We start from the raw sequence: 26,156 nt of genomic DNA, 5'->3' as shown, positions 1-26,156 counted from the left end.
CCCGGGGGCAGGATCGGCACAGGCCGTACTCACCCGTACGGCCCGTACCGGTTCGGGTGAGGGGACGGAACGCGAGTGAGGGACAGCGCGGGCATACCGGGCGGCACCGATGCGGCCGGGGGCGAGAAGCCTCCGAACGGCCGCAGGCGGCGCCGGCTGCTGCGCTGGATCGGGCTCGGGACCGGCCTGCTGGTCGTCGTCGGGGCGGGCACGGGCTGGTGGATCTACTCCAAGCTCGACGGGAACATCTCCGAGGACACCTCCGCCGCCGCCGAGCTGCGGCGCTACGACAAGGAGCGCCCGGCCCACCTGGCGGGCGGCGCCCAGAACATCCTGCTGATCGGCTCGGACTCGCGCAGCGGCGCGGGCAACGCCCCGTACGGGCAGGACGAGGGCACGCAGCGCTCGGACACCACGATCCTGCTGCACCTGCCGGCGGACCGGAAGAGCGCGACGATGGTGTCGATACCGCGGGACCTGATGACGGAGATACCCGCGTGCCTGAAGCCTGACGGCAACCGCACCAGGGAGCAGTTCGCCCAGTTCAACTGGGCCTTCGAGTGGGGCGGGACCGCCTGCACGATCCGTACGGTCGAGGCCATGACCGGGATCCGGGTGGATCACCACATGGTGCTGGACTTCAACGGCTTCAAGAAGATGGTGGACGCCATCGGCGGGGTGGAGGTCTGCCTGAAGCGGCCGGTGGACGACACCGAGGCCAAGCTGAAGCTGCCGGCGGGCCGCCAGACCCTGCAGGGCGAGCAGGCGCTGGGCTTCGTACGGGCCCGCCACAGCCTGGGCAACGGCAGCGACACCGAGCGGATGGAGCGCCAGCAGGCGTTCCTCGGGTCGCTCGTCAAGAAGGTGCAGAGCAACGGGGTGCTGCTCAATCCGGCGCGGCTGTACCCGCTGCTGGACGCGGCGACCTCCTCGGTGACCACCGACCCGGGGCTGGCCTCGCTGCGGGGGCTGTACGAACTGGTCCGGGGCGTACGCGACATCCCGACCGACCAGATCAAGTTCCTCACGGTGCCGCGCAGGCCGTACTTCGCCGACGCGAACCGGGACGAACTGCGCCAGCCGGACGCCACCCAGCTCTTCCAGCGGCTGCGGGCGGACCAGCCGCTCACCATCGCCCCGCCCGCGGCCAAGGCCAAGGCCGCGCCCGCTCCGGTCTCCCGGCCGGACGCGGAGCGGGAGGAGGCGGCGGCCGACGACGAGGCGCGCGCCGAAACGGGCCGCCCGGGAACCGCGGAGCCCTCCACCCCCGTCCCCACGTTCACCGGTACCACGGCCGGCGTGGCCGACTGCCGGTAAAGCAATCCCAAAAGCCGGTGTCCGGGCCGAGCTTGTTGAGGCGATTGCCCCGTTGTAAGTGCGTGGAATTCATCACCAGCATGGTTTGCGGCGAACCTGTCCGGATAAGGTGAGCGATCCGGCGCCCGGCCAGCACAGAGGCCGTGTGCCAGCAGCCGGATCGTTGACCGTGCGCCCGGGGGAGGCGCGTCGCGAAGCACCGACGGAGGATTCGAGCAAACCGTGGATGCGCAAAGCCGTGGACGGGCCGACGAGATCGACCCCGCAGACCAGTGGGTACTCAACCCCCGCACCGGCAACTACGAGCTGCGACTGGAAGATTCCGCTGCGCAAGCACCCTCGCAGCGGTCCGTCCCCCGCGCGGCGCCCCGCAGGGCCCCCGTTCCTCCCCGCTCCCCCGCCGCCCCGTCCCCCGCGGTCCCCGGACCGCGCCGCGGTGGCGCTCCCCCTCCCGGCGGCCGCCGCGGCGGGCGTTCGCGCAAAGTCGGCGGTGGGGGCCGCAAACGGGCCCTGACCATCACGGGCGGCACCCTGGCGGTGCTGCTGATCGGCGCCTCGGTGGCGGGGTACCTCTATTACGAGCACCTGAACGGCAACATCGTGGTCACCGACGTCGGCGACGCGGGCACGAGCGGCGGGTTCAGGAAGGACCAGCCGATCAACATCCTGGTCATCGGCACGGACAAGCGCAGCGGTGCGGGCAACGAGGGGTACGGGGACGCCGGCAGCGTCGGCCACGCCGATACGACGATCCTCTTCCACGTCTCGAAGGACCGCTCCAACGCCACGGCGCTGTCCATCCCCCGCGACCTGATCACCAACGTGCCGGTCTGCCCCACGAAGCAGCCGGACGGCTCGACGAAGGACATCCCCGCCGAGCGCGGGGCCCGCTTCAACACCAGCCTCGGGCAGGCGGGCCGCGACCCGGGCTGCACGATGCGCACGGTCAAGGAGCTCACCGGGATCCAGATCGACCACTTCATGATGGCCGACTTCAACGCGGTGAAGAACCTGAGCACGGCGGTCGGCGGGGTGCCGGTCTGCGTGGCCAAGGACGTCAACGACAAGGACTCCAAGCTCAAGCTGACGGCGGGCGAGCACCGGCTGCAGGGCGAGCAGGCACTGGCCTTCGTACGGACCCGGCACGCCTTCGGCAACGAGAGCGACCTGGACCGCATCAAGACCCAGCAGCAGTTCCTCGGTTCGATGATGCGCGAGATGAAGTCCAAGGAAACGCTGACGAGTCCGAAGAAGTTCCTCTCCCTCGCGGAAGCCGCCACGAAGTCGCTGAGCGTGGATTCGGGCATAGGGTCGATCGGAAAACTCACTGATCTTGCGGGCGAGTTGAAGAACATCGACCTCAAGAACATCACCTTCACCACGCTTCCGGTGCTCGACAATCCGGCGGAAAAGGTGAAGGCCACCGTGGTGGTCAACCAGACGCAGGCCGAACCGCTGTTGCAGATGATCCGCGGGGACGTCTCCCTCACCGAGGTCGAGAAGAAGGAACAGGCCGCGAAGGACGCCGCGGCATCGGACGCGAAGGCCCAGCTGGACGCCCTGATGCAGGGCCCCCGCGCGGCGGCCAAGGACGTCCGGGTGGACGTCCTCAACGGCGGCGGCCCGGCCGGATCCGCGTCCGGCACGCTCAACTGGCTGCAGAACACCAAGGGGGTGCTCAAGTCCAGCAACCTGGGCAACGCACCCGCCAAGGTGGATGCCACGCAGCTGGAGTACGCGCCCAACCAGGCCGATCAGGCCAGGGCGTTGGCGGACATGATGGGGCTGCCGGCGACGGCACTGAAGGTGGGCACGGCCGACGCCGCGCCCAAGACGCCGATGAAGTTGACGCTCGGCGCGGACTTCAAGGGGGCGGGGGTCTCCATGACGGCGCCGCAGCAGGCGCCGGAAGGCGTCCAGCGGGTCGAGGCGGACAAGGCCGTCTGCGCCAAGTGACCGACAGGCGGGCCGACCGGCCCTCCGCGGTCACGAAATGACGTGCCGGAACACATCGGACCGGCACAATACCGACACAGAATGATCGTGATGGGGGACGCGTGAGGCACAGCAGCGTGCATGGGGAGGGGGCGCCGGGCCGGGCCGGCGACGGCATATCCGCCGCCGGCACCCGTCCGACGGCCACCAGTGCCGTACCGGCGCCGAGGTCGGGCTCCGGCCGCCGCGGCGGCGGGGGCGCGGGCGGCGGCAAGCGCCCGGCCCGGCGGGGACGGCGCCGCGCACTGCGCTGGGCGGCCTCCATCGTGGCGCTGCTCATACTCGGGACGGCGGCGGCCGGTTACCTCTACTACCGCCACCTCAACGGCAACATCCGCAGCGGCCAGCGCATGAGCGGTGACAGCGGGGTCGCCAAGTCCGAGGCCGACGCCGCGGGCCGGCGTCCGATCAACATCCTGATGCTCGGCTCGGACGTCCGGGACGAGGAGAACGCGAAGCTCGGCGGGGGCTGGGACAAGATCGGCGACCCCGCGCGGGCCGACGTGCAGATGCTGATCCACATATCCGCCGACCGGAAGAACGCCTCGGTCACCTCCGTGCCGCGCGACACCATCGTGGACATCCCGGAGTGCACCGATCCCAAGACGGGCACGAAGTACAAAGCCACCAGGACGATGATCAACGAGAGTCTCGCGAACGGGGGGCCCGGCTGCACCCTGGCCACCTGGGAGAAGATGACCAACGTCTACATCGACCACTGGATGATGATCGACTTCGTCGGTGTCGTGAGCATGGCCGACGCGATCGGCGGCGTCGACGTCTGCGTCAACCAGAACGTCTTCGACCAGTCGAAGCCCGGTTCGGGGACGGGCGGTTCCGGCCTCAAGCTGAAGGCGGGCACCACCAGGGTCCAGGGCGAGCAGGCGCTCCAGTGGCTGCGCACCCGGCACTCCTTCTACAGCGACATGGGCCGCGCCAAGGCGCAGCACATGTACATGAACTCGATGATGCGCGGCCTCAAGAGCCAGAACGCCTTCACCGACCTCCCCCGCCTCACCGGCCTGGCGGAGGCGGCGACGAAGGCACTGCAGGTGTCGGAGGAGATCGGGACGGTCAAGAAGCTCCTCGACCTCGCCCTGCTGCTCAAGGACGTGCCGGTCAACCGCATCACGTCGACCACGATCCCGGTGCTCCAGGCGCCGAGCGACAAGGACCGGCTGATCCTCAACCCCACGGACGCCCCGAAGGTGTGGGACCTGCTGCGCACGGACGTCGCCATGGACAAGAACGGCGAACCGGCGCCGACCGGGAGCGGATCGCCCGTTCCCTCCACCGAGCCGACCCCGCAGCCGTCCTCCGCGCCGCCGTCCTCCAACCCCGCGAAGCTCGCCGTAAAGGTGGTCAACGGAACGGGCAGCGGGGCACAGGCGGTGTCCAAGCGGGCCACGGCCATCGCCGGCCAGCTGGTCTCCAAGGGGTTCGCGCTGGCCAAGCCGGACGGTGCGCTGACCCCGGAGAAGGCGACGGTCGTCCGCTACGCCACGGACGCCCAGGCCGGCGACGCGCAGGCCGTGGCCACGGCCCTCGGGATCCCCGTCACCTCCGTGCAGAAGTCGGCCGCGGCAACCAAGATCACGGTCCTGGTGGGCGCGGACTGGCGCGAGGGCAACGTCTACCCGCAGCAGGCGCCGCCCCAGGCCGGAGACGTCCCCGAGTCCGCGGACGTGCTCAATGGAACGGACACCAGCTGCATGGACATCTACAAGCCGTACCAGTGGTGAGCTGAGGGGCCGACACCCCCGAACGCCGAAAGGGGTGACCCGGTCCTCGTCGGACCGGGTCACCCCTTTCGTGTTGTACGGGGCTCAGAGCTCGGCGGCGTCCCGGCTCACCGACGGGCGGCGGCTCGCGATGACCTTGGCGGCGAGCGAGCGCGGGCTGGTCAGGAAGCCGTAGCCCCAGCACATGTGCATGGTCGCCAGGGCGACGGGGATCCGCAGCCGCGCCTTCAGCGACAGCCCCTTGCCGGCCGGTACGGAGCCGGCGGTGATCGCCGCGAGGTAGCCCGCCGGGATGACGAAGGCCCACGGGGTGACGGCCGCTCCGACGACCAGCCCTGCGGCGATCGCGCAGACGGCGGCCGGCGGGGCGAGGTAGCGCAGGTTGATGGAGCCCGAGTGGTAGCGGGCCACCACGTGGCGCCAGCGCCCGTAGTCCTTGTACTGCTTGGCGAGTGCCCGTACGGAGGGCCGCGGCCGGTACTGGACCTTCAGCTCCGGCGAGAACCAGATCAGCCCGCCGGCCTCGCGGATGCGGAAGTTCAGCTCCCAGTCCTGGGCGCGGATGAACTCCACGTTGTACCCGCCGGCGGCCTCCAGGGCCTCCCGCCGGAACACGCCGAGGTAGACGGTGTCGGCGGGGCCGGCCTTGCCACCGGTGTGGAAGGCGGCGTTGCCGACGCCGATGCGCGAGGTCATCGCGGCGGCGACGGCGTCCTCCCAGGCGTTCTCGCCCTCGGCGTGCATGATGCCGCCGACGTTCTGCGCGCCGGTCTCCTCCAGGAGGCGGACCGCGGTGGCGATGTAGTTCGGGGAGAGCATGCCGTGGCCGTCCACGCGGACGACGATCGGGTGGCGCGAGGCCTGGATGGCCGCGTTGAGGGCGGCGGGGGTGCGGCCGGTGGGGTTCGGGACGGTCTGGACCCGGGCGCGTTCGTTGGACGCGGTTTCCCGAACCAGCTCGGCGGCGATCTCGTCGGTCCGGTCCTTGGACGGACCGAGGGCGATCACCACTTCCATTTCACCCCCGTACTCCTGTCCGAGGATGTGGTGGACCGAGTCGCGCAGATGGCGCTCCTCGTCGAGTACCGGCATGATCACCGAGACTGCGGGCTGCTGGGCGGGCATGTGGTCCTTCAAGGTCGGGTATCGGTGTCACGTTACCGCGTACGGGGGAACCCGGTGCGCGCCGGATGAGCAGTACGGACAGCGGCTGATCGTATGGACCTACTGTTCTGACGAATCTGCCGAACGTGCGAGGTGTCCCCCGTGCCCCAGCCGCACCGTCCCACCCGACCCGCCCTGCCCGCCCGGTCCGCCCGGCCGTCGCAGCGCGCGCCGCGGCCAGGCGGTCCGGCCGGGCCCCGGGCGGGCGGGAAGCGGCCGGCGGACAGACCCCGCTGGGGGGTCCGGCTCGCGGCGGGGCTGTCGGTGCTCGTCCTGGGCTCGGGAGCCCTCGGGCACGCCGTGATGACCGGGCTGGACACCGGGATCCAGCGCGTGGACCCCTTCAAGGACATGAAGAACCGCCCGCAGGCCGGGCACGGGGTGAACTTCCTGCTCGTCGGCACCGACGGCCGCGACAAGATCACCGCCGAGGAGAAGCGCGAGTACCGCCTGGGCGGCGCGCCCTGCCACTGCACCGACACCGTCATGCTGGTCCACCTCTCGGCGGACCGGGCACGGGCCAGTGTGGTCAGCCTCCCCCGCGACAGCTTCGTGGAGCTGCCCGAGCACGTGGACGGCTCCAGCGGCAAACCGCACGGGGCCCACCCCGTGAAGCTCAACGCCGCCTACGCCGAGGGCGGGCCCCAGCTGACCGTGCGCACCGTCGAGAACATGACCCGCGTGAAGATCGACCACTACCTGGAGGTCGACTTCACCAGCTTCATGAAGACGGTCGACGCCATGGGCGGCGTGGAGATCTGCACCGCCAAGACCATGCACGACCCCAACACGGGCCTCGACCTGCTCCCCGGCACCCACCGGCTCAGCGGCGGCCAGGCCCTGCAGTACGTGCGCTCGCGCCATGTCGACGGGGCCTCGGACCTGGGCCGGATGCAGCGTCAGCAGCGGTTCATCGCCGCCCTGATCAAGCAGGCCACCGGGGGCGGGGTGCTGCTCAACCCCGTGAAGTTCAAGCAGGTCAGCTCCACCCTGCTGAGCTCGGTCCGGGCCGACAAGGGCTTCGGCTCGGAGCAGATGCTGGCGCTCGGGCAGGCGATGCGCGATTTCACCCCGTCCTCCTCGGAGTTCGCCTCCGTGCCCGTCGGCAACCCCTCCTTCCCGGTCAAGGGCATCGGCTCCACCGTGAAATGGGACGAGGGGAAGGCCGCGAAGCTCTTCCAGGCGCTGCGCGAGGACCGGCCGATGGCCCCGCCCGCGGCCCCCGCCGCCGGCAAGCCGGTGCGGCGGCAGCCCGCGGTGCCGGTGGACGTGCCCCCGGGGCAGGTCCGGGTCCAGGTGGAGAACGGCACCCGGATCGACGGGCTGGGCACCCGGGTGGACTCGGCGCTGCGCGCCACCGGCTTCGACACCACCCGGGCTCCGGGCAACGGCGCGAGCCGGGACGTCAAGCGCACGGTGATCACGTACGACCCGCGCTGGGACCGGTCGGCCCGTACGGTGTCCACCGCGCTGCCCGGCAGTGAGATGCGGGCCGTGCGGGGGCAGGGGCGGACCGTCGTGGTGATCGCGGGCGCCGACTACCGCAAGGTGGTGGCGGTGCGCGCGGAGGATCCGTACCAGGGCGAGTTCGGTGTGGTCACCGGTGACCAGGTGGTCTGCGGCGGCTCCTGACCGGAGCCGCTAGGGGCCACCGGAGCCGCTACGGGCCACCGGAGCCGGTACGGACCGCCGGGCCGCGGACGGACCGGTGGGCGGGCGCGCGGCCCGGAGGCGGGACGCCCGCAGGCCCTCAGCCGAACCAGCCGTCCGCGTGGGCCTGCTCCAGGGCCCCGAAGAAGGCGTCCGCCACCTTCGCGTACCCGCTGTCGTTCGGGTGCAGGCCGTCGTTGAGCTCGGCCGGCCGGGAGGCGTCGGCCCGCTCCAGGGGCATCAGCCAGGGGGCCTTGACGAACCTGAAGTGCCTGCCCGCCGCCTGCTGCTCCCCCTCCATCCGCTTGAGCCGCTGGTTGTACGTGCCGATCTGCGCGGTGAGGCCCTGGCGCCTGGACCCGGGGGTCGTGGGGACCACGCCCTGCATGATGACGGTGATCCCGGGGCGCAGGGCGAAGATCCGGTCCACCAGGTCCGCGGCCTGATCCGCCGCGAGTTCCGGGTCGTCGCCCAGGTTCAGGTCGTTGAGACCGACCGAGAGCAGGACCACGTCCGGCCTGTAGGTCTTGATCCACCGGTCCACCCCGGCACGGATCCGGTCGATGGTGTAGCCGGGGTGGCCCTCGTGCTGGTTGTCGGCCATGGGGCCGCGCTCCTGGGAGCCCACGAAGTCGACGGTGTACCCGGACCGGCCGGAGATCAGGAGCTGCAGCGGCAGCCGGTAGCCGACGCGCTGGGCGCTTCCCGAGCCGGCGACCGTCGAGTCGCCGAGGGGCATGACGCGGATCTGCGGCGGCGGCTCCGTGCCGGAGGGCTGCGGGGAGGCTTGCGGGGATGCTTCGCCGGCGGCGCGGTCCTTCGGGGAGGCCGCCGTCAGCATCGTCGGGACCGTCGCGGCGAGGCCTGTGAGGCCCGCGAGGCCGGCAAGGCCGGCGAGTATGGCCGAGCGGCGTTTCATGGTGCCTTCCAGGGGGCGCGGGGTGGCAGGTCCGGGCGGACTTGCTCACCCTGACACGTGTACCTGTGGGGATACGGGCCCGGGTACCGGTACGGGTACGGGCGCGGGTGCGGGCGCACTAGACGTCGGCGTCCAGCCCCTGCGCGGACCGCTCTTCCCGCAGGTCGCGGATGGCCTGGCGGCGGGCGAGCCGGTGGGTGCGGCGGATCTGGGCTTCCTGGTAGCGCCGCTCGTCCCGCTCGGTCTCCCGGATCACCTGCGGGACCTCGCGGGGCTTGCCGTCGGCGTCGACCGCGGTGAAGACGAGGTAGGCGCTGCCGACCTGGGTGGCGGGGGTGGACTCGTTCCACCGCTCCGCGAGGACGCGTACGCCGATCTCCATGGAGGAGCGGCCGGTCCAGTTGCACTGGGCCTTGACGTGGACGAGGTCGCCGACCCGGACGGGGGCCAGGAAGGCCATCTCGTCCATGGAGGCGGTGACGGCCGGGCCCCCGGAGTGGCGGCCGGCCACGGCTCCCGCCGCGTCGTCCACCAGCTTCATGATCACTCCGCCGTGCACCGTCCCCAGGAGGTTGGTGTCGTTGGCGGTCATGATGTGGCTCAGGGTGGTGCGGGAAGCCGAGATCGGCTTCCCCGCAAGCTCGCCCGGTATCTCTGTCATGGGGACAGCTTAAGTGCGGCCCGCGGGCATCGACTCTGCAACAGCACCGGTACGAACAGCCGCCGGGGGTGTTCGGCGACCCTCCCTGCCAGGCATTCTTGGGCACATGAGTGACTGGGACGGGTGGAGCGGTGAGCAGGACCAGCGTGGCCGCCGCGATGACGGGTACGGCCGCGGCAGCGGCCAGGCGGAGCCGGAAGGCGCACGGCGGATGAGGCACGTCCAGCGGCCCGGCCCCGGCCCCCAGGCGTCCCGGCAGCAGCCGGTGCAGCCCCAGCAGCCCCCGCGCCGCCCGGTCCAGCCGCCGGCCGGCGCCCCTTACGTGCCTCCGCAGCAGGACGGCTCGTACAGCGACGGCAGCTACGACAGCGGCTACAACACCGGCCAGGTCTACGGCGGCGGCCAGCCGCCCGGCGGGCCGCGCGGGCACGGAGCGGGTGGCCCCGGCGGCCCGGCCGGGCCTGCGGGACCGGCCCCGGACTGGCGGCGGCGGATCAAGATCGGCTCGATCGTGCTGGTCTCGGGCCTGCTCGTGACGGGCATCGGCACGTACTTCTGGGCCGACTCCAACGTGCGCCGCGAGGTCGACCTCTCCAAGGTCATCGAGCGCCCGAAGGAGGGCGACTGCACGACCTACCTGATCGTGGGCTCCGACAGCCGTGAGGGCATGTCCGCCGAGGACAAGAAGAAGCTCCACACCGGCTCGGCCGAGGGCAAGCGCACCGACTCGATGATGATCCTCGCCAAGTGCTCCAGCGGGAACACGATGATCTCCCTGCCGCGCGACTCCGACGTGGAGATCCCGTCCTTCGTCGGCTCTGAGTCGGGCAAGAAGTGGGAGGGCAAGGGCAAGCGGACCAAGCTGAACGCCGCGTACGCCCAGGACGGCCCGGAGCTGCTGGTGCGGACGGTGGAGTTCAACACCGGCCTGCGCATCGACCACTACGCGGAGATCGGCTTCGCCGGCTTCGCGAACATCGTGGACGCGCTGGGCGGGGTGGAGCTGAACATCGAGAAGGGGTTCAAGGACGAGAAGTCCGGGGCCGACTTCAAGGCGGGCACCCAGACGCTGAACGGCGAGCAGTCGCTGGCCTACGTACGGACCCGCTACGCCTTCGCCGAGTCGGACCTCCAGCGGACCAAGAACCAGCAGAAGTTCCTGTCGGCGCTGGCGAGCCAGGCGGCGACCCCGACGACGATCCTGAACCCGTTCGCGCTGTACCCGGTGCTGGGCGCGGGTCTGGACACGCTGATCGTGGACAAGGACATGGGGCTGTACGACATGGGGTCGATGTTCTTCGCGATGAAGGGCATCAGCGGCGGTGACGGCGTGTCCATGAACATGCCGATCTCCGGTCAGCGCGGCGGCAACCTCGTCTGGGACAAGGCGAAGGTGCAGCAGCTGGTGCAGCAGATCCAGAAGGACGAGAAGGTCACCGTCCGCGGGAACTGATCACGAGGCCGGGCGCCCCTGGGCGGGGCGCCCGTCCGGCTCAGGCGTCGGAGGAGAACCGGATCGCCGCGTCGGGCAGCCGCGCCCCGCACCAGACCCGGGCGCCGGCGCGGAGCTCGTTGTCGGCCCCCACTTCGGCTGCGTCACCGATGACGGCGGCGTCCAGTACGGTCCGCGCGCCCACCGAGGCGCCGGCGCCGATCAGGCTGGCGGACACCTGCGCGTCGGGGCCGACGACCGCGTCCGCCAGCACGATGGAGCCCTGGACGACCGCACCCGCCTCGATGCGGGCTCCGGCGCCCACGACGGTGCCCCCCGACAGCTTGGCCCCGGCCGCCACGTGGGCTCCGGGCAGGACGAGGGACTCGCCGCGGCGTCCGGGGACGGCCGGGGAGGGGACGACGCCGCGGACCAGGTCGGCGGAGGCCTGGATGATCGCCTCCGGCTTGCCGAGGTCCATCCAGTACGTGTTCTCGGTGACCCCGTGCAAGGTGGCCCCGGAGGCGAGCAGACCGGGGAAGGTCTCGCGCTCCACGGAGACGGACCGGCCGGCCGGGATGGTGTCGATCACGCTGCGCCGGAAGACGTAGCAGCCGGCGTTGATCTGGTCGGTGATGATCTCCTCGGGCGTCTGCGGCTTCTCGGTGAAGGCCAGCACCCGCCCGTGGGCGTCGGTGGGGACCAGGCCGAAGGCGCGCGGGTCGTCGACCCGGACCAGGTGCAGGGAGACGTCGGCGTCGGCCGCCTTGTGCGATTCGACGAGCCCGGCGATGTCCAGGCCGGTGAGGATGTCCCCGTTGAAGACCAGCACCGAGGAGTCCGGGCCGCCGGTGAGCAGCCGCGCCGCGTTGCGGATGGCGCCGCCGGTGCCCAGCGGCTCGTCCTCGACCACGTACTCCAGGTGGACGCCGAAGTCGGATCCGTCCCCGAAGTAGGGCTCGAAGACCTCGGCGAGGTAGCAGGTGGCCATCACGATGTGCGTGACGCCGGCGGCGGCGGCGCGGGCTATCTGGTGGGCGAGGAAGGGAACACCTGCCGTGTGGACCATCGGCTTCGGCGTGTTCACCGTGACGGGGCGCAGCCGCGTCCCCTGTCCGCCGACCAGCAGGATCGCTTCCGTCATTTGCGTTCTCCCCAACCGGTTCCGGCGTACGAAGGTCCAAATTTAGCCCATCCGGGGGATCCCCAGGGGGCTGGTGTCCGATGTGTGCGGTCGTCTTCGCCGCAGGCCAGGGCCTCAGGCGGTGAACGGGTTGGCGTGGCCGGGCAACTGCTGCCCCGGGCGCAGGAATCGCCGGGCGCCCCGTTCGTCGCGCACCTCGTGGAACCCGGCGGCCGTCAGCCGCCGTGCGATCTTCGCGCGGCGGATCACACCCACCTGGAACGCCACGGTGGCGAGCAGCGCAACCAGCCCGCCGGAGAGGAACGCCTCGAACGGCGACTTGTCGTCGAGGAGCATGAGGAAGGGCAGGACCGCGCAGAGGAGGTAGCACACCACCTTCTGGCGCCGGTCTCCGACGTACATGGCCATGACGTCGAAGGTGACGAGGTCCTTGAGCACGGCCACGGAGTCGGCCACCTCGGGTAGCGGCTTCAGCGACCCCTGCGCCAGCCCCGGCACCGTCCCGCCGTTGCCCGCCCGCGGATGGGCGGTGATGGTGGCCGCCTCGCGGACGCGCGCCTCGGGCCGCGGGTCCCGGTACATGCGGACCTGGACGAGCGAGTTCTTGAAGCCGGTCCTGTACGCCGAGCCGTACGTGTAGCCGTACTGCTCCGCCACGTGCGCCAGGGCGGCCGCCTTCTGCGCGGTGCCCTGCGGGGCGATCTCGACGACGTCCTGCTGGCGGGCGATCTGCTGGAGCATCCCTGCCATGTGACGTTCTACGGACATCCTGTTCCCCGCCCCCTGCGACCCCGCCCCCGCAACCCCGTGCCCGGGGCCGACCGGCGCACAGCCTAGGGGGTGCGCCGCCGGCCGGACCACGCGAGGTCCCCCGACCAGGGATCGGGGGACCTCGCGTCCGGCGGGGTCAGGCCCTTACGGCAGGTTCCTTGCCATCACGATCCGCTGAACCTGATTCGTGCCTTCATAAATCTGCGTGATCTTCGCGTCGCGCATCATGCGCTCCACCGGGTAGTCACGGGTGTAGCCGTAACCGCCGAGGAGCTGGACCGCGTCCGTGGTGACCTCCATGGCCACGTCGGAGGCGAAGCACTTGGCCGCGGCGCCGAAGAACGTGAGGTCCTCGTGCGGGCCGCCGCCGGAGACGCGCTCCGAGCGGGCCGCGGCCGAGTAGGTCAGCTGGCGGGCGGCCTCGATCTTCATGGCCATGTCCGCGAGCATGAACTGCACGCCCTGGAAGTCGCCGATCGGCTTGCCGAACTGCTTGCGCTCCTGGACGTAGCCCTTGGCGTAGTCCAGGGCGCCCTGGGCGATGCCCAGTGCCTGGGCGGCGATGGTGATGCGGGTGTGGTCGAGGGTCTTCATCGCGGTGGCGAATCCGGTGCCCTCGGCGCCGATCATGCGGTCGGCGGGGATCCGGACGTTGTCGAGGTAGACCTCGCGCGTCGGGGAGCCCTTGATGCCGAGCTTCTTCTCCGGGGCGCCGAAGGAGACGCCCTCGTCGGACTTCTCGACGACGAAGGCGCTGATGCCCTTGGAGCGCTTCTCCGGGTCGGTGACGGCCATGACCGTGTAGTACTCGGAGACGCCGGCGTTGGTGATCCAGCGCTTGACTCCGTTGAGCACCCAGAAGTCCCCGTCGCGCACGGCGCGGGTCTTCATGCCCGCGGCGTCCGAGCCCGCGTCGGGCTCGGAGAGGGCGTACGAGAACATCGCGTCGCCCTTGGCCAGCGGGCCGAGGTACTTGGCCTTGAGCTCCTCGGATCCGGAGAGGATCACCGGGAGCGAGCCGAGCTTGTTGACCGCCGGGATGAGGGAGGAGGACGCGCAGACGCGGGCCACCTCCTCGATCACGATCACGGTGGCGAGGGCGTCGGCGCCCGCGCCGCCGTAGGTCTCGGGCACGTGGACGGCGTGCAGGTCGCTGGCGACGAGGGCGTCCAGGGCCTCCTGCGGAAAGCGGGACTCCTCGTCGACCGCGGCGGCGAAGGGCATGATCTTCGCCTCGGCGAGCGCGCGGACGGACTCGCGGAGCATGTCGTGCTCCTCGGCCGGGCGGTACAGGTCGAAGTCGGCAGAACCCGCCAAGATCTCTCACTCCCCAGGTGGTGCGTGGTGTTAACTACCGTTAAGTAGCCCAAGCTTAGTGTCCGTCCGCCGACCGCGACACGGGCGTCGCACGTGAGTTGCATGACAGCGGGGCCCGGGCGCGGCTCCGGGCGGGCGGAAACGGGCCGGCTGCCGGCCCGCGGACGGGTGAGCGCCGGGCGGAGGACGGGTGACGGACGGGTGACGGACGCCGGAATGCATCCCCGGCCACCGGCCCGACTATGCTCGGTTGCCGCGAACGGCCCAGCACCTCCAGGAGCACTCATGGCCCCCCTCAAGATCACTGTGATCGGCACCGGATACCTCGGCGCCACGCACGCCGCGGCAATGGCCGAGCTGGGGTTCGAGGTGCTCGGACTGGACGTGGTGCCGGAAAAGATCGCCATGCTCGCCGCCGGGCGCGTGCCCATGTACGAGCCCGGACTGGAGGAACTGCTGGCCGCGCACGTGGCCGGACTGCCGGGCTCCACGGGCCGGCTGCGCTTCACCACCTCCTGGGAGGAGGTCGGCGCCTTCGGCGACGTCCACTTCGTCTGCGTGAACACCCCGCAGAAGCACGGCGAGTACGCCTGCGACATGAGTTACGTCGACTCCGCCATGGAATCGCTCGCCCCGCACCTGACCCGGCCCGCCCTGGTCGTCGGCAAGTCCACCGTGCCCGTCGGCTCCGCCGAGCGCCTCGCCGCGAAGCTGACCGCGCTCGCCCCGGCCGGCGAGGAGATCGAGCTCGCCTGGAACCCGGAGTTCCTGCGCGAGGGCTTCGCCGTCCAGGACACCCTGCACCCGGACCGGATCGTCATCGGGGTCGACGGCGAACGCGCCGAGAAGGTCCTGCGGGAGGTCTACGCGACCCCCATGGGCGAGGGCACCCCGCTGGTCGTCACCGACTTCCCCACCGCTGAACTCGTCAAGACCGCCGCCAACTCCTTCCTCGCCACGAAGATCTCCTTCATCAACGCGATGGCCGAGGTCTGCGAGGCCGCCGGCGGTGACGTGGCGAAGCTGGCCGAGGCCATCGGCCACGACGAGCGCATCGGGAAGAAGTTCCTGCGCGCCGGCATCGGTTTCGGCGGGGGCTGCCTGCCCAAGGACATCCGCGCGTTCATGGCGCGGGCCGGCGAGCTCGGCGCCGACCAGGCCCTGACCTTCCTGCGCGAGGTCGACTCCATCAACATGCGCCGCCGCGGCCACATGGTCGAGCTGGCCCGCGACGCCGTCGGCGGCTCCTTCCTCGGCAAGCGCGTCGCCGTCCTCGGCGCCACCTTCAAGCCGGACTCCGACGACGTCCGCGACTCCCCCGCGCTGAACGTGGCCGGCCAGATCCACCTCCAGGGCGGCCAGGTCACGGTCTACGACCCCAAGGGCATGGACAACGCCCGCCGCGTCTTCCCCACCCTCGGGTACGCCGACACCGCCCTGGACGCCGCCCGCGGCGCCGAGGTCGTCCTGCACCTCACCGAGTGGCGGGAGTTCCGCGACCTGGACCCCGCCGCCCTCGGCGAGGTCGTCACCGACCGGCTCGTCCTCGACGGCCGCAACGCCCTCGACCCCGAGCTGTGGCGCGCGGCCGGCTGGACCTACCGCGCGATGGGCCGCCCGCGCGCCTGACGGCCGCGCCCGCACGCCCGCGCCCGACCACCGCATCCGACCAGCACGCCCGGCCACCGCGCCCGCCCCGGCGACCCTTGATCGATTTCGTTGCGGAATACACGGTTTCACATCTCGTCACCGGATCGTTGGCGAGAGCAGCCGGGGCCACACACCGTGGATCGCTAGACTCACGGCCGATGACCAGTACGAGCAGGACCATCGATTCCGCACTCCGGGGGCGCTCCGGCCGCCTGGCCATGGCGGGCTTCTGGCTGGCCACCCGGACCCTGATGGTGGTCCTCCTGGTGGTGAACCTGCACGGCACCTCCTCGGTGCGCGTGGAGATCACCCAGACCTACAACAACTGGTACGACGTCCTCGTCACGGGGACCATGCCGCACGACGACGTCATGTGGCAGTACCCGCCGGCCGCGGCGGCCATCTTCCTGTCGCCCGACCTGCTCCCCTTCCTCAGCTACTTCCAGGCCTTCGTCGCCCTGACCGTGATCTGCGACGCGCTGATCGCCGTCGGCCTGGTCCGCGCCGCCCGCCGCGCCGACGGCAGCCTGGCCGGCGCCGTGCTGTGGCTGACCACGCTGCCGCTGCTGCTGTCGCTGCCCTTCGGCCGCTACGACCTCCAGGTCACCCTGCTCGCCGTCGGCTCGCTGCTGTGCCTGCGCTTCCGCCGCAAGCTCGGCGGGGTCCTCGCCGGAGTCGGCGCCCTGGTCAAGGTCTGGCCGCTGCTCACGCTGATCGGCACCCCGCGCGGCCGCACCACCCGCGACGCCGTGGTCTCGGCCGTGGCGGCCGGGGCCGTCCTGCTCGCCGTGCTCGCGCTGTTCTTCCGCGACACCCTCGGCTTCCTGGGCAACCAGGGCAACCGCGGCATCCAGGTCGAGTCCCTCGGCGGCTCGGCCCTGATGCTCGGCAAGCTCGTCGGCGCCTGGTCCGGGAAGGTCGAGGTCCGCTACGGCGCCTACGAGTACCTCGGCCCGTACGTCTCCAGCGTCGCCCTGCTCTCCGTCGGCCTCACGGTCGTCGGGTTCGGCTGGCTGCTGCTGTGGCGGGTCAAGGCCCGGCGCTGGACGACCGCGACCCCGCTGGACGCCGCACTGTGCGCCATCCTCGTCTTCACCATCACCAGCCGCGTGCTCAGCCCGCAGTACCTGATCTGGCTGGTCGGCCTCGCGGCCGTCTGCCTGACCTGCAAGCACACCACGCAGCGCCCGGTGGCCTGGCTGATCGTGGCCTCCACCGCGCTCAGCACCGTGATCTACCCGCTGACCTACGGCTCGGAGATCCTCCCGGGCACCGGCTTGGGCACGTTCCTCCTGGTGCTCCGCAACGGCCTGCTGGGCTGGGCCGCCGTCTGGTCCTGCCTGCGCCTGTGGCGGGCGAGCGTGAGCCCCGTCCCCGGGACCGGGACCGGAGCCGTGAACGCGAACGGCGCCGAGACCGTCGTGGCCCCGGCGCCCAAGGCCGGCTCCGAGGTGCCGGCGCGCGTCTGACTCCCGCTCAGGACGCCCTACGGTGCTGCGCCGCGCGGGCGGTGAACTCCGCGTCGCGCACCACCCGCTGGGCGTTCCCCCAGGTCAGCAGTGCCAGATCGGTCTCCGGCCAGCCCCGCTCCAGCAGTTCCGCGATCAGCCGCGGATAGCCCGAGGGATCCGCCAGGCCCGCGGGCCGGGCCAGGCCCGGCTCGGCGCCGAAGCCGGCGCCCAGGCCCACGCAGTGGGGGCCCGCGACGGCTCGTACGTGATCCACGTGGTCCGCGACCGCGTGCAGGGAGTCCCCGGTCAGCGCGGTGTCGAAGCTGACCATCGCCAGGCCGTTCGCCGCGCGCAGCGCGAGCAGCACCTCGTCGGTCACGTTGTCCGGGTGCGGATTGAGGGCGGCCGCCCCGGTGTGCGAGATGATCACCGGCGCCTTGGAGGCCGCCGCGAGCTGGCAGGCCGGCGCGGGCGGGCAGCCCGTGAGGTCCAGCAGCATCGCCAGCCGGTTCATCTCCTTGACCACCTCGTGGCCGAAGGCGGTCAGTCCCCCCGTCGCCCAGGGGGCCCCGGCCGGCGCGAGGATCCGTACGCCCAGCGCGTGGAACGCGCGCAGCGTGCCCAGCGAGTCCGTCAGGGTGCGGCCGGGCACGGGTCCGAGGAAGGAGGCGATGCGGCCCCGGTTGCGGGCGTCCGCCAGGTCGTCGGCGGTCAGCGCGAGGCAGAGGCTGTCGGGGTAACGGCGCATCAGGGCCAGGGCCCCGTCGATCTGTTCGAGGGTGTCGGACACCACCTGGTCGGTGGCCTCGGCCTCGCGCGGCGTGAGCAGCGACCAGAACTGGGCGCCCACTCCCCCGGCCCGCAGCCGCGGGATGTCGGTGTCGACGCCCGTGTCCGAGGTCTCGATGTCGTGGTACGGACTCTCGCGCAGGGTCCAGACCAGGGTGTTGCAGCCATCCGCCACGGGATGGACGCTGAGCAGTGCGGAGGCCCGCTCCAGGGCGCCCGGGAGCAATGCGCCCGGGGGATCCTCGGCTCCTAGGGAGCCCGGGCCCACGGGGGTCACCGAGTTCGTGTGCGGTTCGTCCTGCAGGTCGGCCATGGCGTGCGCTCCGGTCTCGGCGGCTGTGTCGTTGCGAAAAGCAGCGGGAGAGAAGCAGGGAAGATGTTGCCACCGTGACATGTGGGACGCCGGAGGCGCCCGGCGGATGTGGCGTTCGGGTGTAACCAGCAGGTGTCCGCTGGTCACAGCCCGTGCGCCGGATCCGCCGGGCGGGGCCGGTCAGGGGGCGGCGGGCGCCGGCAGCACCGCGTTGGACGGGCCCCGGGAGGCCGACTGCTCGCGCGCCACCGCTTCGGCGTCGCGCAGCGTCCGTACCGCGTTCGACCAGGTCAGCTTGGCCAGGTCGGCCTTGGACCAGCGGCGTGCCAGCAGCTCGGCGACCAGGTTGGGGTACCCGGCCACGTCGTCCAGCCCGGCCGGGGTGAAGGCGGTGCCGTCGTAGTCCCCGCCGATGCCGATGTGGTCGACGCCGGCCACCTCGCGCATGTGGTCGAGGTGGTCGGCGACCGTGGCGGCCGTGGCCACCGGGCGCGGGCGCGCCTCCTCGAAGGCCCGGTGCAGGGCCATCGCCGCCGGAGTGGTGTCGAGGTGGTGGTGGCCGTGCGCGCGCAGGTTCTCGTCGGCGGCCAGGGTCCACTCCACGGCCGCCGGCAGGATGAACTTGGGCACGAAGGTGGCCATCGCGACCCCGCCGTTGGCCGGCAGCAGTGCCAGCACGTCGTCGGGGATGTTGCGCACGTGGTCGCAGACCGCCCGCGCCGAGGAGTGCGAGAAGACCACCGGCGCGGCCGTGACCGCGAGGGCGTCGCGCATCGTGGTCGCGGCGACGTGCGAGAGGTCGACGAGCATGCCGATCCGGTTCATCTCCCGGACGACCTCGCGGCCGAAATCGCTGAGACCGCCGTGCCGGGGCTCGTCGGTCGCGGAGTCCGCCCAGTCGATGGTGTCGTTGTGCGTGAGCGTCATGTACCGCACGCCGAGCTGGTGCAGGGCGCGCAGGGTGGCGAGCGAGTTGTTGATGGAGTGCCCGCCCTCGGCGCCCATCAGCGAGGCGATCCGGCCCTCGGCGCGCGCCGCCTCCATGTCGTCGGCCGTCAGGGCCCGCACCAGATCGCGCGGGTAACGGTCGATCAGCTGGGCGACGACGTCGATCTGCTCCAGGGTGGCGCTGACCGCGTCGTCCCCCGCGTAGTCGGAGCGCACGTAGACCGACCAGAACTGCGCACCGACCCCGCCGGCGCGCAGCCGGGGGATGTCGGTGTGCAGGTGGCCCTTCTGGTCGCGGCCGATGTCCCGCCGGTCCAGGTCGTAGCGCACGGTCTCGCGCAGGGCCCAGGGCAGGTCGTTGTGGCCGTCGACGACCGGGTGCTCGGCGAGCAGTTCGCGCGCGGCGTCCAGGTGCCGGGCGGCGCCCGTCCCGCCCGCCGTGCCCGCCGCGCTCACTTGCCGAATCCGAAGGAGTCCTGGCCGGCCACCTTGTTGCGCAGCCGCTTGCCCTTCTCGGTCGCCTGGTCGTTGAGGTCCTGCAGGAAGTCGTTCATCCGCGCGCGCAGCTCCGGGTCGTGCGCGGCCAGCATCCGTACGGCGAGCAGCCCGGCGTTGCGGGCGCCGGCGATCGAGACGGTGGCGACGGGGATTCCGGCCGGCATCTGCACGATCGACATCAGGGAGTCCATGCCGTCGAGGTACTTCAGCGGGACCGGTACGCCGATGACCGGCAGCGGGGTGACGGAGGCGAGCATGCCGGGCAGGTGGGCGGCGCCGCCCGCGCCCGCGATGATCGCCTTGAGGCCGCGCCCGTCGGCCCGCTCCCCGTACGCGATCATCTCGCGCGGCATCCGGTGCGCGGAGACCACGTCGACCTCGTAGGGGATCTCGAACTCGTCGAGGGCCTGGGCGGCGGCCTCCATGACGGGCCAGTCGGAGTCCGAGCCCATGACGATGCCGATGACGGGAGCTGCTGCGGAGGTGCTCATTCGGTGATCGTTCCTCTGAGGTAGCCGGCTGCGTGACGTGCGCGCTCCAGCACATCGTCAAGATCGTCGCCGTAGGTGTTGACGTGGCCGACCTTGCGGCCCTGTTTCACGTCCTTGCCGTACATGTGGATCTTCAGCTGGGGGTCGTGGGCCATGCAGTGCAGGTACGCCGCGTACATGTCGGGGTAGTCCCCGCCGAGCACGTTGGCCATGACCGTCCAGCGGGCGCGGGGGCGCGGGTCGCCGAGGGGGAGGTCCAGGACGGCCCGTACGTGGTTGGCGAACTGGGAGGTGATGGCACCGTCCTGGGTCCAGTGGCCGCTGTTGTGCGGGCGCATCGCCAGTTCGTTGACCAGGATCCGGCCGTCGGTGGTCTCGAAGAGCTCCACGGCCAGGTGGCCGGTCACGTCGAGCTCCATGGCGATGCGCAGGGCCAGGGCCTGGGCCTCGCCGGCGAGGGCCTCCGAGAGGTTCGGGGCGGGGGCGATGACCGTGTCGCACACCCCGTCCACCTGGATGGACTCCACGACCGGGTAGGACACGGCCTGGCCGTGCGGGGAGCGGACGATGTTGGCCGCGAGCTCGCGGACGAAGTCCACCTTCTCCTCGGCCAGGACCGGGACGCCCGCCTTGAACGGGGCCTCGGCGTCCGCCGGCGTACGGACGAACCACACGCCCTTTCCGTCGTACCCGCCGCGCACCGTCTTGAGGATGACGGGGAACCCGCCGACCTCTTCGGCGAAGGCCGCCGCGTCCGCCGGATCGCTCACGATCCGGTGGCGGGGGCTGGGCGCGCCGATCTCGTCGAGCTTGGCGCGCATCACCCCCTTGTCCGCGGCGTGCATCAACGCGTCGGGCCCCGGGCGGACGGGTACGCCGTCGGCTTCCAGGGCCCGCAGGTGCGCGATGGGCACGTGCTCGTGGTCGAAGGTGATCACGTCACAGCCGCGCGCGAAGGCGCGCAGGGTCTCCAGATCGCGATAGTCGCCGATGACGACGTCGCTCACGACCTGGGCCGCCGAGTCCTGTGGGGTGTCACTGAGGATCTTGAATCTGATGCCGAGGGGGATACCCGCCTCGTGGGTCATGCGGGCGAGCTGTCCGCCGCCGACCATGCCGACTACCGGGAACGTCACTCCTCCAGGGTATCCGGCGGTATTCCGCCATCCGGACGCGCATCGGGGTGTCCGTGGCCGGTACTCGGCACTGGGGGGTCACGGGTGTGCCGTGTGTCGCACGGTGTCCGAAGGCGCAGACGTACCGATGGGGCGACACTTAGCATGGGCGCGCGCAGTAAAACGTGTGACGCCTCATACGGGGGCCCCGAAGACAGGACTGAGCCTCATATGAGCAAGCCGGAGAGCGGATCCGTCCTCGACCGCGTGCGCGGGCTCGCGCGCGAGATCGCCAGGTTCGGGGCCGTCGGCGGGCTGGGAGTCCTGGTCAACCTGGGCGTCTTCAACCTGATCAGGCAGGTCACCGACCTCCAGGTGGTGCGCGCGAGCGTGATAGCCACCCTGGTGGCCATCGTCACGAACTACCTGGGCTTCCGCTACTTCGCCTACCGGGACCGGGCCGACCGGACCGGAGCGGGCCGCACCCGTGAGCTCGGGCTGTTCGTCGCCTTCAGCGCGATCGGGCTCGTGATCGAGAACGGCATCCTGTTCACGGCCACGTACGGCTTCCACTGGGACGGGCCGCTCGCCTCGAACTTCTTCAAGTTCACCGGCATCGGCATCGCCACCGTGTTCCGCTTCTGGTCCTATCGGACCTGGGTCTTCAAGGCCCTGCCCACGCCGGCCGCGGCCTCCCTGGTCGTCGAGCAGCGTGACGGCCATGCCCCGGCGGACGTGCAGGCGCCGGCGCGGACCCCGGAGACCGCCGCGAACTGAGGCCCCGGCCCGTACCCCCGGCGTCGCGACCGCCCTCAGCGGACCGTCTGCTCCGGTTCGGAGGGCGTCGGCGCGGTCCGGCTGAGGAAGAGGGCGAACACCGGCGGCCGGGTCTGGAGGAGCTCCAGGCGGCCGCCGTCGGCCTCCGCGAGGTCCCGGGCCACGGCGAGGCCGATGCCGGTGGAGTTGCGGCCGCTGATGGCCCGCTCGAAGATCCGGTTGCCGAGGTCGGGCGGGACGCCCGGCCCCTCGTCCGTGACCTCCAGTACGGCCTGGTTGCCGATCACGCGGGTCCGCAGGGCCACGGTGCCGCCGCCGTGCATGAGGGAGTTCTCCACGAGGGTCGCCAGGACCTGCGAGACGGCGCCCGGGGTGCCCACGGCGCGGATGCCGGTCTTCCCGGAGCGGACGACGGCCCTGCCTGCGCTGCGGTAGGCGGGGCGCCACTCCTCCAGCTGCTGTTTGACGACCTCGTCGAGGTCGAAGGGGACGGCGGAGCCCGTGCGCGGGTCCCTGGAGTTCGTCAGGAGCCGCTGGACCACGTCCGTGAGCCGTTCCACCTGGGTGAGGGCGATCGTCGCCTCCTCCCGTACGGTCTCCAGGTCGTCGGTGACGGTGATCTCCTCCAGCCGCATCGACAGGGCCGTCAGCGGGGTGCGCAGCTGGTGCGAGGCGTCCGCGGCCAGGCGCCGCTCGGCGGTGAGCATGCGGCCGATCCGCTCGGCGCTGGAGTCCAGTACGTCCGCGACCCGGTCCAGCTCGGGGACCCCGTACCGCTTGTGGCGGGGCCGCGGGTCGCCGGATCCCAGGCGCTCGGCCGTCTCGGCGAGGTCGGTCAGCGGGGAGGCCAGCCGGTTGGCCTGGCGTACGGCGAGCAGGACGGCCGCCACGACGGCGAGCAGGGCGACCGCGCCGACCACGGCCAGGGTGCGGCCGACCTCGCGGGTGACGGTGGAGCGGGACTCCTCGACGACCACGGTCTCGCCCTGCTCCCCGCGGGCGGTGCCCCGGATGACGCTGTCGGTGATGCGCGTGCCGATCTCGACGGGCTCCCGGCCGGGGATCGTGATCCGGGCGTACCGGCCGGGGTCGAGCTGTTCGGCGAGGGTGCCGGGGTCGACCTGCTTCTTCTCCAGGACGTCGCTCTCGACGATGCCCACCAGCCGCAGCGCCTCGGACTCGATGCGGTCCTGGGCGCTGCTGGTGATGGTGCGGGTCTCGACGATGACGAGGGAGACCCCGAAGACGGCGATGACCACGAGCACGACGGCGAGCGTGGAGTTGATCAGGCGGCGGCGCATGGCTCAGACAATGCCCTAGATATGCGGTCCGGGGTGGTTTCAGCTCTTCTCGAAGCGGAAGCCGACTCCACGGACGGTGGCGATGTAGCGGGGGTTGGCCGCGTCGTCGCCGAGCTTCTTGCGCAGCCAGGAGATGTGCATGTCGAGGGTCTTGGTGGAGGACCACCAAGTGGTGTCCCAGACCTCGCGCATCAGCTGGTCGCGGGTGACGACCCGGCCGGCGTCGCGGACGAGGACGCGCAGCAGGTCGAACTCCTTCGCCGTGAGCTGGAGCTCCTCCTCGCCCATCCAGGCGCGGTGCGATTCGACGTCGATGCGCACCCCGTGGGTGGCGGGCGCCTGGGAGGCCTCGTTGGCGCCGCGCCGCAGCAGGGCCCGGACGCGGGCGAGCAGCTCGGCGAGACGGAAGGGCTTGGTCACGTAGTCGTCGGCGCCGGCGTCCAGGCCCACGACCGTGTCGACCTCGTCGGCGCGGGCGGTCAGGACCAGGATCGGGAAGCCGTGGCCCTCGGCGCGCAGCCTTCGGGCGACCTCAAGACCGTCCATGCCCGGCAGGCCCAGGTCCAGGACGACGAGATCGATGCCGCCCTGCAGTCCCGCGTCCAGGGCGGTGGGGCCGTCCTCCCGGACCTCGACCTCGTACCCCTCCCGGCGCAGGGCGCGGGCCAGGGGTTCCGAGATGGATGCGTCGTCCTCGGCGAGCAGTACACGCGTCATGTGGGTGATGGTAGTCCGCGGCGGCGGAAAGAAGAGGCCCACGTGCAGACCCCTGTCTATCTGGGCTTATGAACGGCTAACGGCCTTCGAATGTACCCAGTTGGTTCCGCCACAACCTGTGATCCATATCTCAAGTACTTTCATATCCGCCGCTGTCGTGTCGTATGGTGTCGAGACGCCTGATGCACTACCTCCAAGAGACTTTCGAGCCAAACACAGCCGAAAGTCTCTATTTCTGTCCTGATCGGACGGGAAGTCTGGATAGGACTCACCCGTCCGGCCTCGATGACAGTGAATGACCTATGGGCCGGGCCCGCCGCGCGATGGTGCGCGAGCGGGCGTGGATCCCGGTTACGGATGTTCCTTCGCCCCCGCCGGGGCGAGACCCCCGGGCGTGGGGTGGGAGGTCCGCCGCCGGTACCGGCCACTCGTCCCGGGCGCAGTTCCGCTCACGAAGCGAAGCGTCCCGAGCAAGCAAGGATCGACCATGGCTTCCAGCCTGACGAAGGACTCGGCCGGTAACGCCACCGAGAAGACCTTCCTCGGCCACCCCAGCGGCCTCGCCTTCCTCTTCATGACGGAGATGTGGGAGCGCTACAGCTTCTACGGCATGCGCGCGCTGCTCGTGCTCTTCCTGGCCACCAACGTCGCCGACGGTGGTCTCGGGATGAACGACGCGACCGCGGTCGCGATCTACTCCGTCTACAACGCGATGGTCTACCTCCTCGCCCTCCCGGGCGGCTGGCTCGGTGACCGCGTGTGGGGTGCCCGCAAGGCCGTGGCCGTTGCCGGTGTCGTGATCATGACGGGTCACTTCCTGCTGGCGGTGCCCTCGTCCATCTCGTTCTTCATCGGCCTGGCGCTCATCGCCGCCGGTTCCGGTGTCCTCAAGGCCAACATCTCCACGATGGTCGGCCAGCTGTACACCGACAAGAACGACCCCCGCCGTGACGGCGGCTTCACGATCTTCTACATGGGCATCAACCTCGGTGCCTTCGTCGCGCCGCTGACCATCGGCTACGTCGGCCAGGAGGTCAACTGGCACCTCGGCTTCGCCATGGCCGGTGTCGGCATGGCCCTGGGCCTCGCCTTCTACTTCTTCGGCTTCCGCCACCTGAACCCGGTCTCGAACCAGGTTCCGAGCCCGCTGAGCGCCGCCGAGAAGTCCTCCGTCCTCAAGAAGGGCCTGATCTGGCTCGGCGTCGCCGTCGCCGCCTACGCGGTCATCGGCCTGGCCGGCATCTTCACGATCAACTACGCGCTGTGGCCGCTGACCATCGCCGGTCTGGTCCTCCCCGCCTGGGCGATCCTGCGCATCAAGCGCGACAAGGACCTCTCCACGGTCGAGCGCTCGCGCATGTCGGCGTACGTCTGGTTCTTCGCCGCCGCCGCGATCTTCTGGGCGATCTACGACCAGACCGGCTCCACGCTGGCGCTGTTCGCGAAGGACAGCACGGACAGCACGCTGTTCGGCTTCAACTTCCCGGAGAGCTGGTTCCAGTCCCTGAACCCGCTGTTCGTGATGGCGCTCGCGCCCCTCTTCGCGATGCTGTGGGTGGCGCTGGCCCGTCGCTCCAAGGAGCCCACCACCCTCGCGAAGTTCTCCTTCGCGCTGGTCATGATCGGCGTCTCCTTCGGCGTCATGATGATGGCCCAGGGCCTGGCCACCGGTGACACGAAGGTCAGCCCGATGTGGCTGGTCGGCGTGTACTTCATCCAGACCGTCGGTGAGCTCACCCTCTCCCCCGTCGGCCTGTCGCTGACCACCAAGCTGGCGCCGCAGAAGTACGCCTCGCAGATGATGGGCGTCTTCTTCCTCGCGGTCACCGCGGGCGACTCCACGATCGCTCTGCTCCAGCTGATCGGTGCCCCGACGGACACCCAGGGCTGGTTCGCCAGCCAGGGCGCGCTGGCGGTGCTCGCCGGTATCGCGATCTACATGTACCGCAAGAAGGTCCAGCCCCTCATGGGCGGCGTGCACTGACGCACCCCCC

General features: G+C 71.1%; 21 protein-coding genes. 9 read left to right on the top strand and 12 right to left on the bottom strand.

Annotation, left to right across the window (positions count from 1 at the left end; all coding sequences use genetic code 11):
- Positions 1-75 precede the first annotated feature (75 nt).
- The 3 genes from OG276_RS22900 (at position 76) to OG276_RS22890 (ending at position 5,054) form a co-directional block, all read left to right on the top strand.
- Entirely contained in the window at positions 76-1,317 is a 1,242-nt protein-coding gene (locus OG276_RS22900) for an LCP family protein (RefSeq protein WP_266908253.1), read from the top strand.
- A gap of 222 nt (positions 1,318-1,539) precedes the next feature.
- Positions 1,540-3,273, top strand: a complete 1,734-nt coding sequence (locus OG276_RS22895) for an LCP family protein (protein ID WP_266908251.1) — start codon at positions 1,540-1,542, stop codon at positions 3,271-3,273.
- 101 nt (positions 3,274-3,374) lie between these two features.
- A complete protein-coding gene (locus OG276_RS22890) occupies positions 3,375-5,054 on the top strand; it encodes an LCP family protein (protein ID WP_266908249.1) in 1,680 nt (559 codons plus the stop codon).
- Between the two features lie 84 nt (positions 5,055-5,138).
- Here OG276_RS22890 and OG276_RS22885 read toward each other — a convergent pair whose 3' ends face one another.
- A complete protein-coding gene (locus tag OG276_RS22885; RefSeq protein WP_266908247.1) occupies positions 5,139-6,179 on the bottom strand; it encodes a glycosyltransferase family 2 protein in 1,041 nt (346 codons plus the stop codon).
- Between the two features lie 141 nt (positions 6,180-6,320).
- Between OG276_RS22885 and OG276_RS22880 the strand changes: the two genes are divergently transcribed.
- Positions 6,321-7,850: an LCP family protein gene (locus OG276_RS22880; RefSeq protein ID WP_266908245.1), complete on the top strand. Its 1,530-nt coding sequence runs from the start codon at positions 6,321-6,323 to the stop codon at positions 7,848-7,850.
- A gap of 118 nt (positions 7,851-7,968) precedes the next feature.
- Here OG276_RS22880 and OG276_RS22875 read toward each other — a convergent pair whose 3' ends face one another.
- Together OG276_RS22875 and OG276_RS22870 are read right to left on the bottom strand one after the other, a co-directional pair.
- The gene (locus tag OG276_RS22875) at positions 7,969-8,787 is read right to left on the bottom strand and encodes an SGNH/GDSL hydrolase family protein (protein ID WP_266908243.1); all 819 of its coding nucleotides are present in this window, start codon (positions 8,785-8,787) and stop codon (positions 7,969-7,971) included.
- A gap of 118 nt (positions 8,788-8,905) precedes the next feature.
- Positions 8,906-9,448 carry an acyl-CoA thioesterase gene (locus OG276_RS22870; RefSeq protein ID WP_266908241.1) on the bottom strand — a complete coding sequence of 181 codons (543 nt, stop codon included), beginning with the start codon at positions 9,446-9,448 and terminating at the stop codon, positions 8,906-8,908.
- Positions 9,449-9,554: 106 nt separating this feature from the next.
- On the opposite strand from OG276_RS22870, the gene OG276_RS22865 reads away from it, so the two are divergent.
- The gene (locus OG276_RS22865) at positions 9,555-10,901 is read left to right on the top strand and encodes an LCP family protein (protein WP_266908239.1); all 1,347 of its coding nucleotides are present in this window, start codon (positions 9,555-9,557) and stop codon (positions 10,899-10,901) included.
- A 40-nt stretch (positions 10,902-10,941) separates the two neighbouring features.
- Here the strand turns inward: OG276_RS22865 and OG276_RS22860 are convergent, their stop codons facing one another.
- The 3 genes from OG276_RS22860 to OG276_RS22850 all read right to left on the bottom strand — a co-directional run bounded on the left by OG276_RS22860 (position 10,942) and on the right by OG276_RS22850 (position 14,112).
- Complete coding sequence (locus OG276_RS22860; protein ID WP_266908237.1) at positions 10,942-12,024, bottom strand: NDP-sugar synthase; 1,083 nt, start codon at positions 12,022-12,024, stop codon at positions 10,942-10,944.
- A gap of 114 nt (positions 12,025-12,138) precedes the next feature.
- The gene (locus OG276_RS22855; RefSeq protein WP_266908235.1) at positions 12,139-12,792 is read right to left on the bottom strand and encodes a hypothetical protein; all 654 of its coding nucleotides are present in this window, start codon (positions 12,790-12,792) and stop codon (positions 12,139-12,141) included.
- A gap of 147 nt (positions 12,793-12,939) precedes the next feature.
- Positions 12,940-14,112: an acyl-CoA dehydrogenase family protein gene (locus OG276_RS22850; protein WP_266878075.1), complete on the bottom strand. Its 1,173-nt coding sequence runs from the start codon at positions 14,110-14,112 to the stop codon at positions 12,940-12,942.
- 285 nt (positions 14,113-14,397) lie between these two features.
- Between OG276_RS22850 and OG276_RS22845 the strand changes: the two genes are divergently transcribed.
- The gene (locus tag OG276_RS22845; protein ID WP_266908232.1) at positions 14,398-15,741 is read left to right on the top strand and encodes a UDP-glucose/GDP-mannose dehydrogenase family protein; all 1,344 of its coding nucleotides are present in this window, start codon (positions 14,398-14,400) and stop codon (positions 15,739-15,741) included.
- Positions 15,742-15,920: 179 nt separating this feature from the next.
- Positions 15,921-17,231, top strand: a complete 1,311-nt coding sequence (locus tag OG276_RS22840) for a glycosyltransferase family 87 protein (protein ID WP_266908230.1) — start codon at positions 15,921-15,923, stop codon at positions 17,229-17,231.
- A gap of 7 nt (positions 17,232-17,238) precedes the next feature.
- Here OG276_RS22840 and OG276_RS22835 read toward each other — a convergent pair whose 3' ends face one another.
- From OG276_RS22835 to OG276_RS22820, 4 genes are all read right to left on the bottom strand, one after another.
- Positions 17,239-18,315: a membrane dipeptidase gene (locus tag OG276_RS22835; RefSeq protein WP_266908228.1), complete on the bottom strand. Its 1,077-nt coding sequence runs from the start codon at positions 18,313-18,315 to the stop codon at positions 17,239-17,241.
- 180 nt (positions 18,316-18,495) lie between these two features.
- Positions 18,496-19,719 (bottom strand): dipeptidase, encoded by a 1,224-nt coding sequence (locus OG276_RS22830; RefSeq protein WP_266908226.1) that lies wholly within the window; start codon positions 19,717-19,719, stop codon positions 18,496-18,498.
- Entirely contained in the window at positions 19,716-20,252 is a 537-nt protein-coding gene (purE, locus tag OG276_RS22825; protein ID WP_266908224.1) for a 5-(carboxyamino)imidazole ribonucleotide mutase, read from the bottom strand. The genes OG276_RS22830 and purE overlap by 4 nt, the downstream gene beginning before the upstream one ends.
- Positions 20,249-21,388 carry a 5-(carboxyamino)imidazole ribonucleotide synthase gene (locus tag OG276_RS22820; protein WP_323182361.1) on the bottom strand — a complete coding sequence of 380 codons (1,140 nt, stop codon included), beginning with the start codon at positions 21,386-21,388 and terminating at the stop codon, positions 20,249-20,251. Before OG276_RS22820 ends, purE begins: the two co-directional genes overlap by 4 nt.
- Positions 21,389-21,598: 210 nt before the next feature.
- Here OG276_RS22820 and OG276_RS22815 point away from each other — a divergent pair, with 210 nt between their 5' ends.
- Positions 21,599-22,144: a GtrA family protein gene (locus OG276_RS22815; RefSeq protein ID WP_266908222.1), complete on the top strand. Its 546-nt coding sequence runs from the start codon at positions 21,599-21,601 to the stop codon at positions 22,142-22,144.
- A gap of 35 nt (positions 22,145-22,179) precedes the next feature.
- Here the strand turns inward: OG276_RS22815 and OG276_RS22810 are convergent, their stop codons facing one another.
- A complete protein-coding gene (locus OG276_RS22810) occupies positions 22,180-23,445 on the bottom strand; it encodes an ATP-binding protein (RefSeq protein ID WP_266908219.1) in 1,266 nt (421 codons plus the stop codon).
- 39 nt (positions 23,446-23,484) lie between these two features.
- Positions 23,485-24,162, bottom strand: coding sequence for a response regulator transcription factor (locus tag OG276_RS22805; protein ID WP_250736849.1), 678 nt, complete (start codon positions 24,160-24,162; stop codon positions 23,485-23,487).
- 487 nt (positions 24,163-24,649) lie between these two features.
- On the opposite strand from OG276_RS22805, the gene OG276_RS22800 reads away from it, so the two are divergent.
- Entirely contained in the window at positions 24,650-26,146 is a 1,497-nt protein-coding gene (locus OG276_RS22800; protein ID WP_266908216.1) for a peptide MFS transporter, read from the top strand.
- Positions 26,147-26,156: the final 10 nt, after the last annotated feature.

This window comes from Streptomyces sp. NBC_00086 (assembly GCF_026343255.1).
Taxonomy (GTDB): Bacteria; Actinomycetota; Actinomycetes; order Streptomycetales; family Streptomycetaceae; genus Streptomyces.
This window is presented reverse-complemented; position numbering and strand designations above follow the sequence as displayed.

Bases quoted from the DNA above. Each gene is read 5' to 3' on its own strand.
- OG276_RS22885 (WP_266908247.1), bottom strand. From the start codon at position 6,179: ATGCCCGCCCAGCAGCCCGCAGTCTCGGTGATCATGCCGGTACTCGAC.
- OG276_RS22875 (WP_266908243.1), bottom strand. From the start codon at position 8,787: ATGAAACGCCGCTCGGCCATACTCGCCGGCCTTGCCGGCCTCGCGGGC.
- OG276_RS22870 (WP_266908241.1), bottom strand. From the start codon at position 9,448: ATGACAGAGATACCGGGCGAGCTTGCGGGGAAGCCGATCTCGGCTTCC.
- OG276_RS22865 (WP_266908239.1), top strand. From the start codon at position 9,555: ATGAGTGACTGGGACGGGTGGAGCGGTGAGCAGGACCAGCGTGGCCGC.
- OG276_RS22860 (WP_266908237.1), bottom strand. From the start codon at position 12,024: ATGACGGAAGCGATCCTGCTGGTCGGCGGACAGGGGACGCGGCTGCGC.
- OG276_RS22855 (WP_266908235.1), bottom strand. From the start codon at position 12,792: ATGTCCGTAGAACGTCACATGGCAGGGATGCTCCAGCAGATCGCCCGC.
- OG276_RS22845 (WP_266908232.1), top strand. From the start codon at position 14,398: ATGGCCCCCCTCAAGATCACTGTGATCGGCACCGGATACCTCGGCGCC.
- OG276_RS22840 (WP_266908230.1), top strand. From the start codon at position 15,921: ATGACCAGTACGAGCAGGACCATCGATTCCGCACTCCGGGGGCGCTCC.
- OG276_RS22835 (WP_266908228.1), bottom strand. From the start codon at position 18,315: ATGGCCGACCTGCAGGACGAACCGCACACGAACTCGGTGACCCCCGTG.
- purE (WP_266908224.1), bottom strand. From the start codon at position 20,252: ATGAGCACCTCCGCAGCAGCTCCCGTCATCGGCATCGTCATGGGCTCG.
- OG276_RS22815 (WP_266908222.1), top strand. From the start codon at position 21,599: ATGAGCAAGCCGGAGAGCGGATCCGTCCTCGACCGCGTGCGCGGGCTC.
- OG276_RS22810 (WP_266908219.1), bottom strand. From the start codon at position 23,445: ATGCGCCGCCGCCTGATCAACTCCACGCTCGCCGTCGTGCTCGTGGTC.
- OG276_RS22805 (WP_250736849.1), bottom strand. From the start codon at position 24,162: ATGACGCGTGTACTGCTCGCCGAGGACGACGCATCCATCTCGGAACCC.
- OG276_RS22800 (WP_266908216.1), top strand. From the start codon at position 24,650: ATGGCTTCCAGCCTGACGAAGGACTCGGCCGGTAACGCCACCGAGAAG.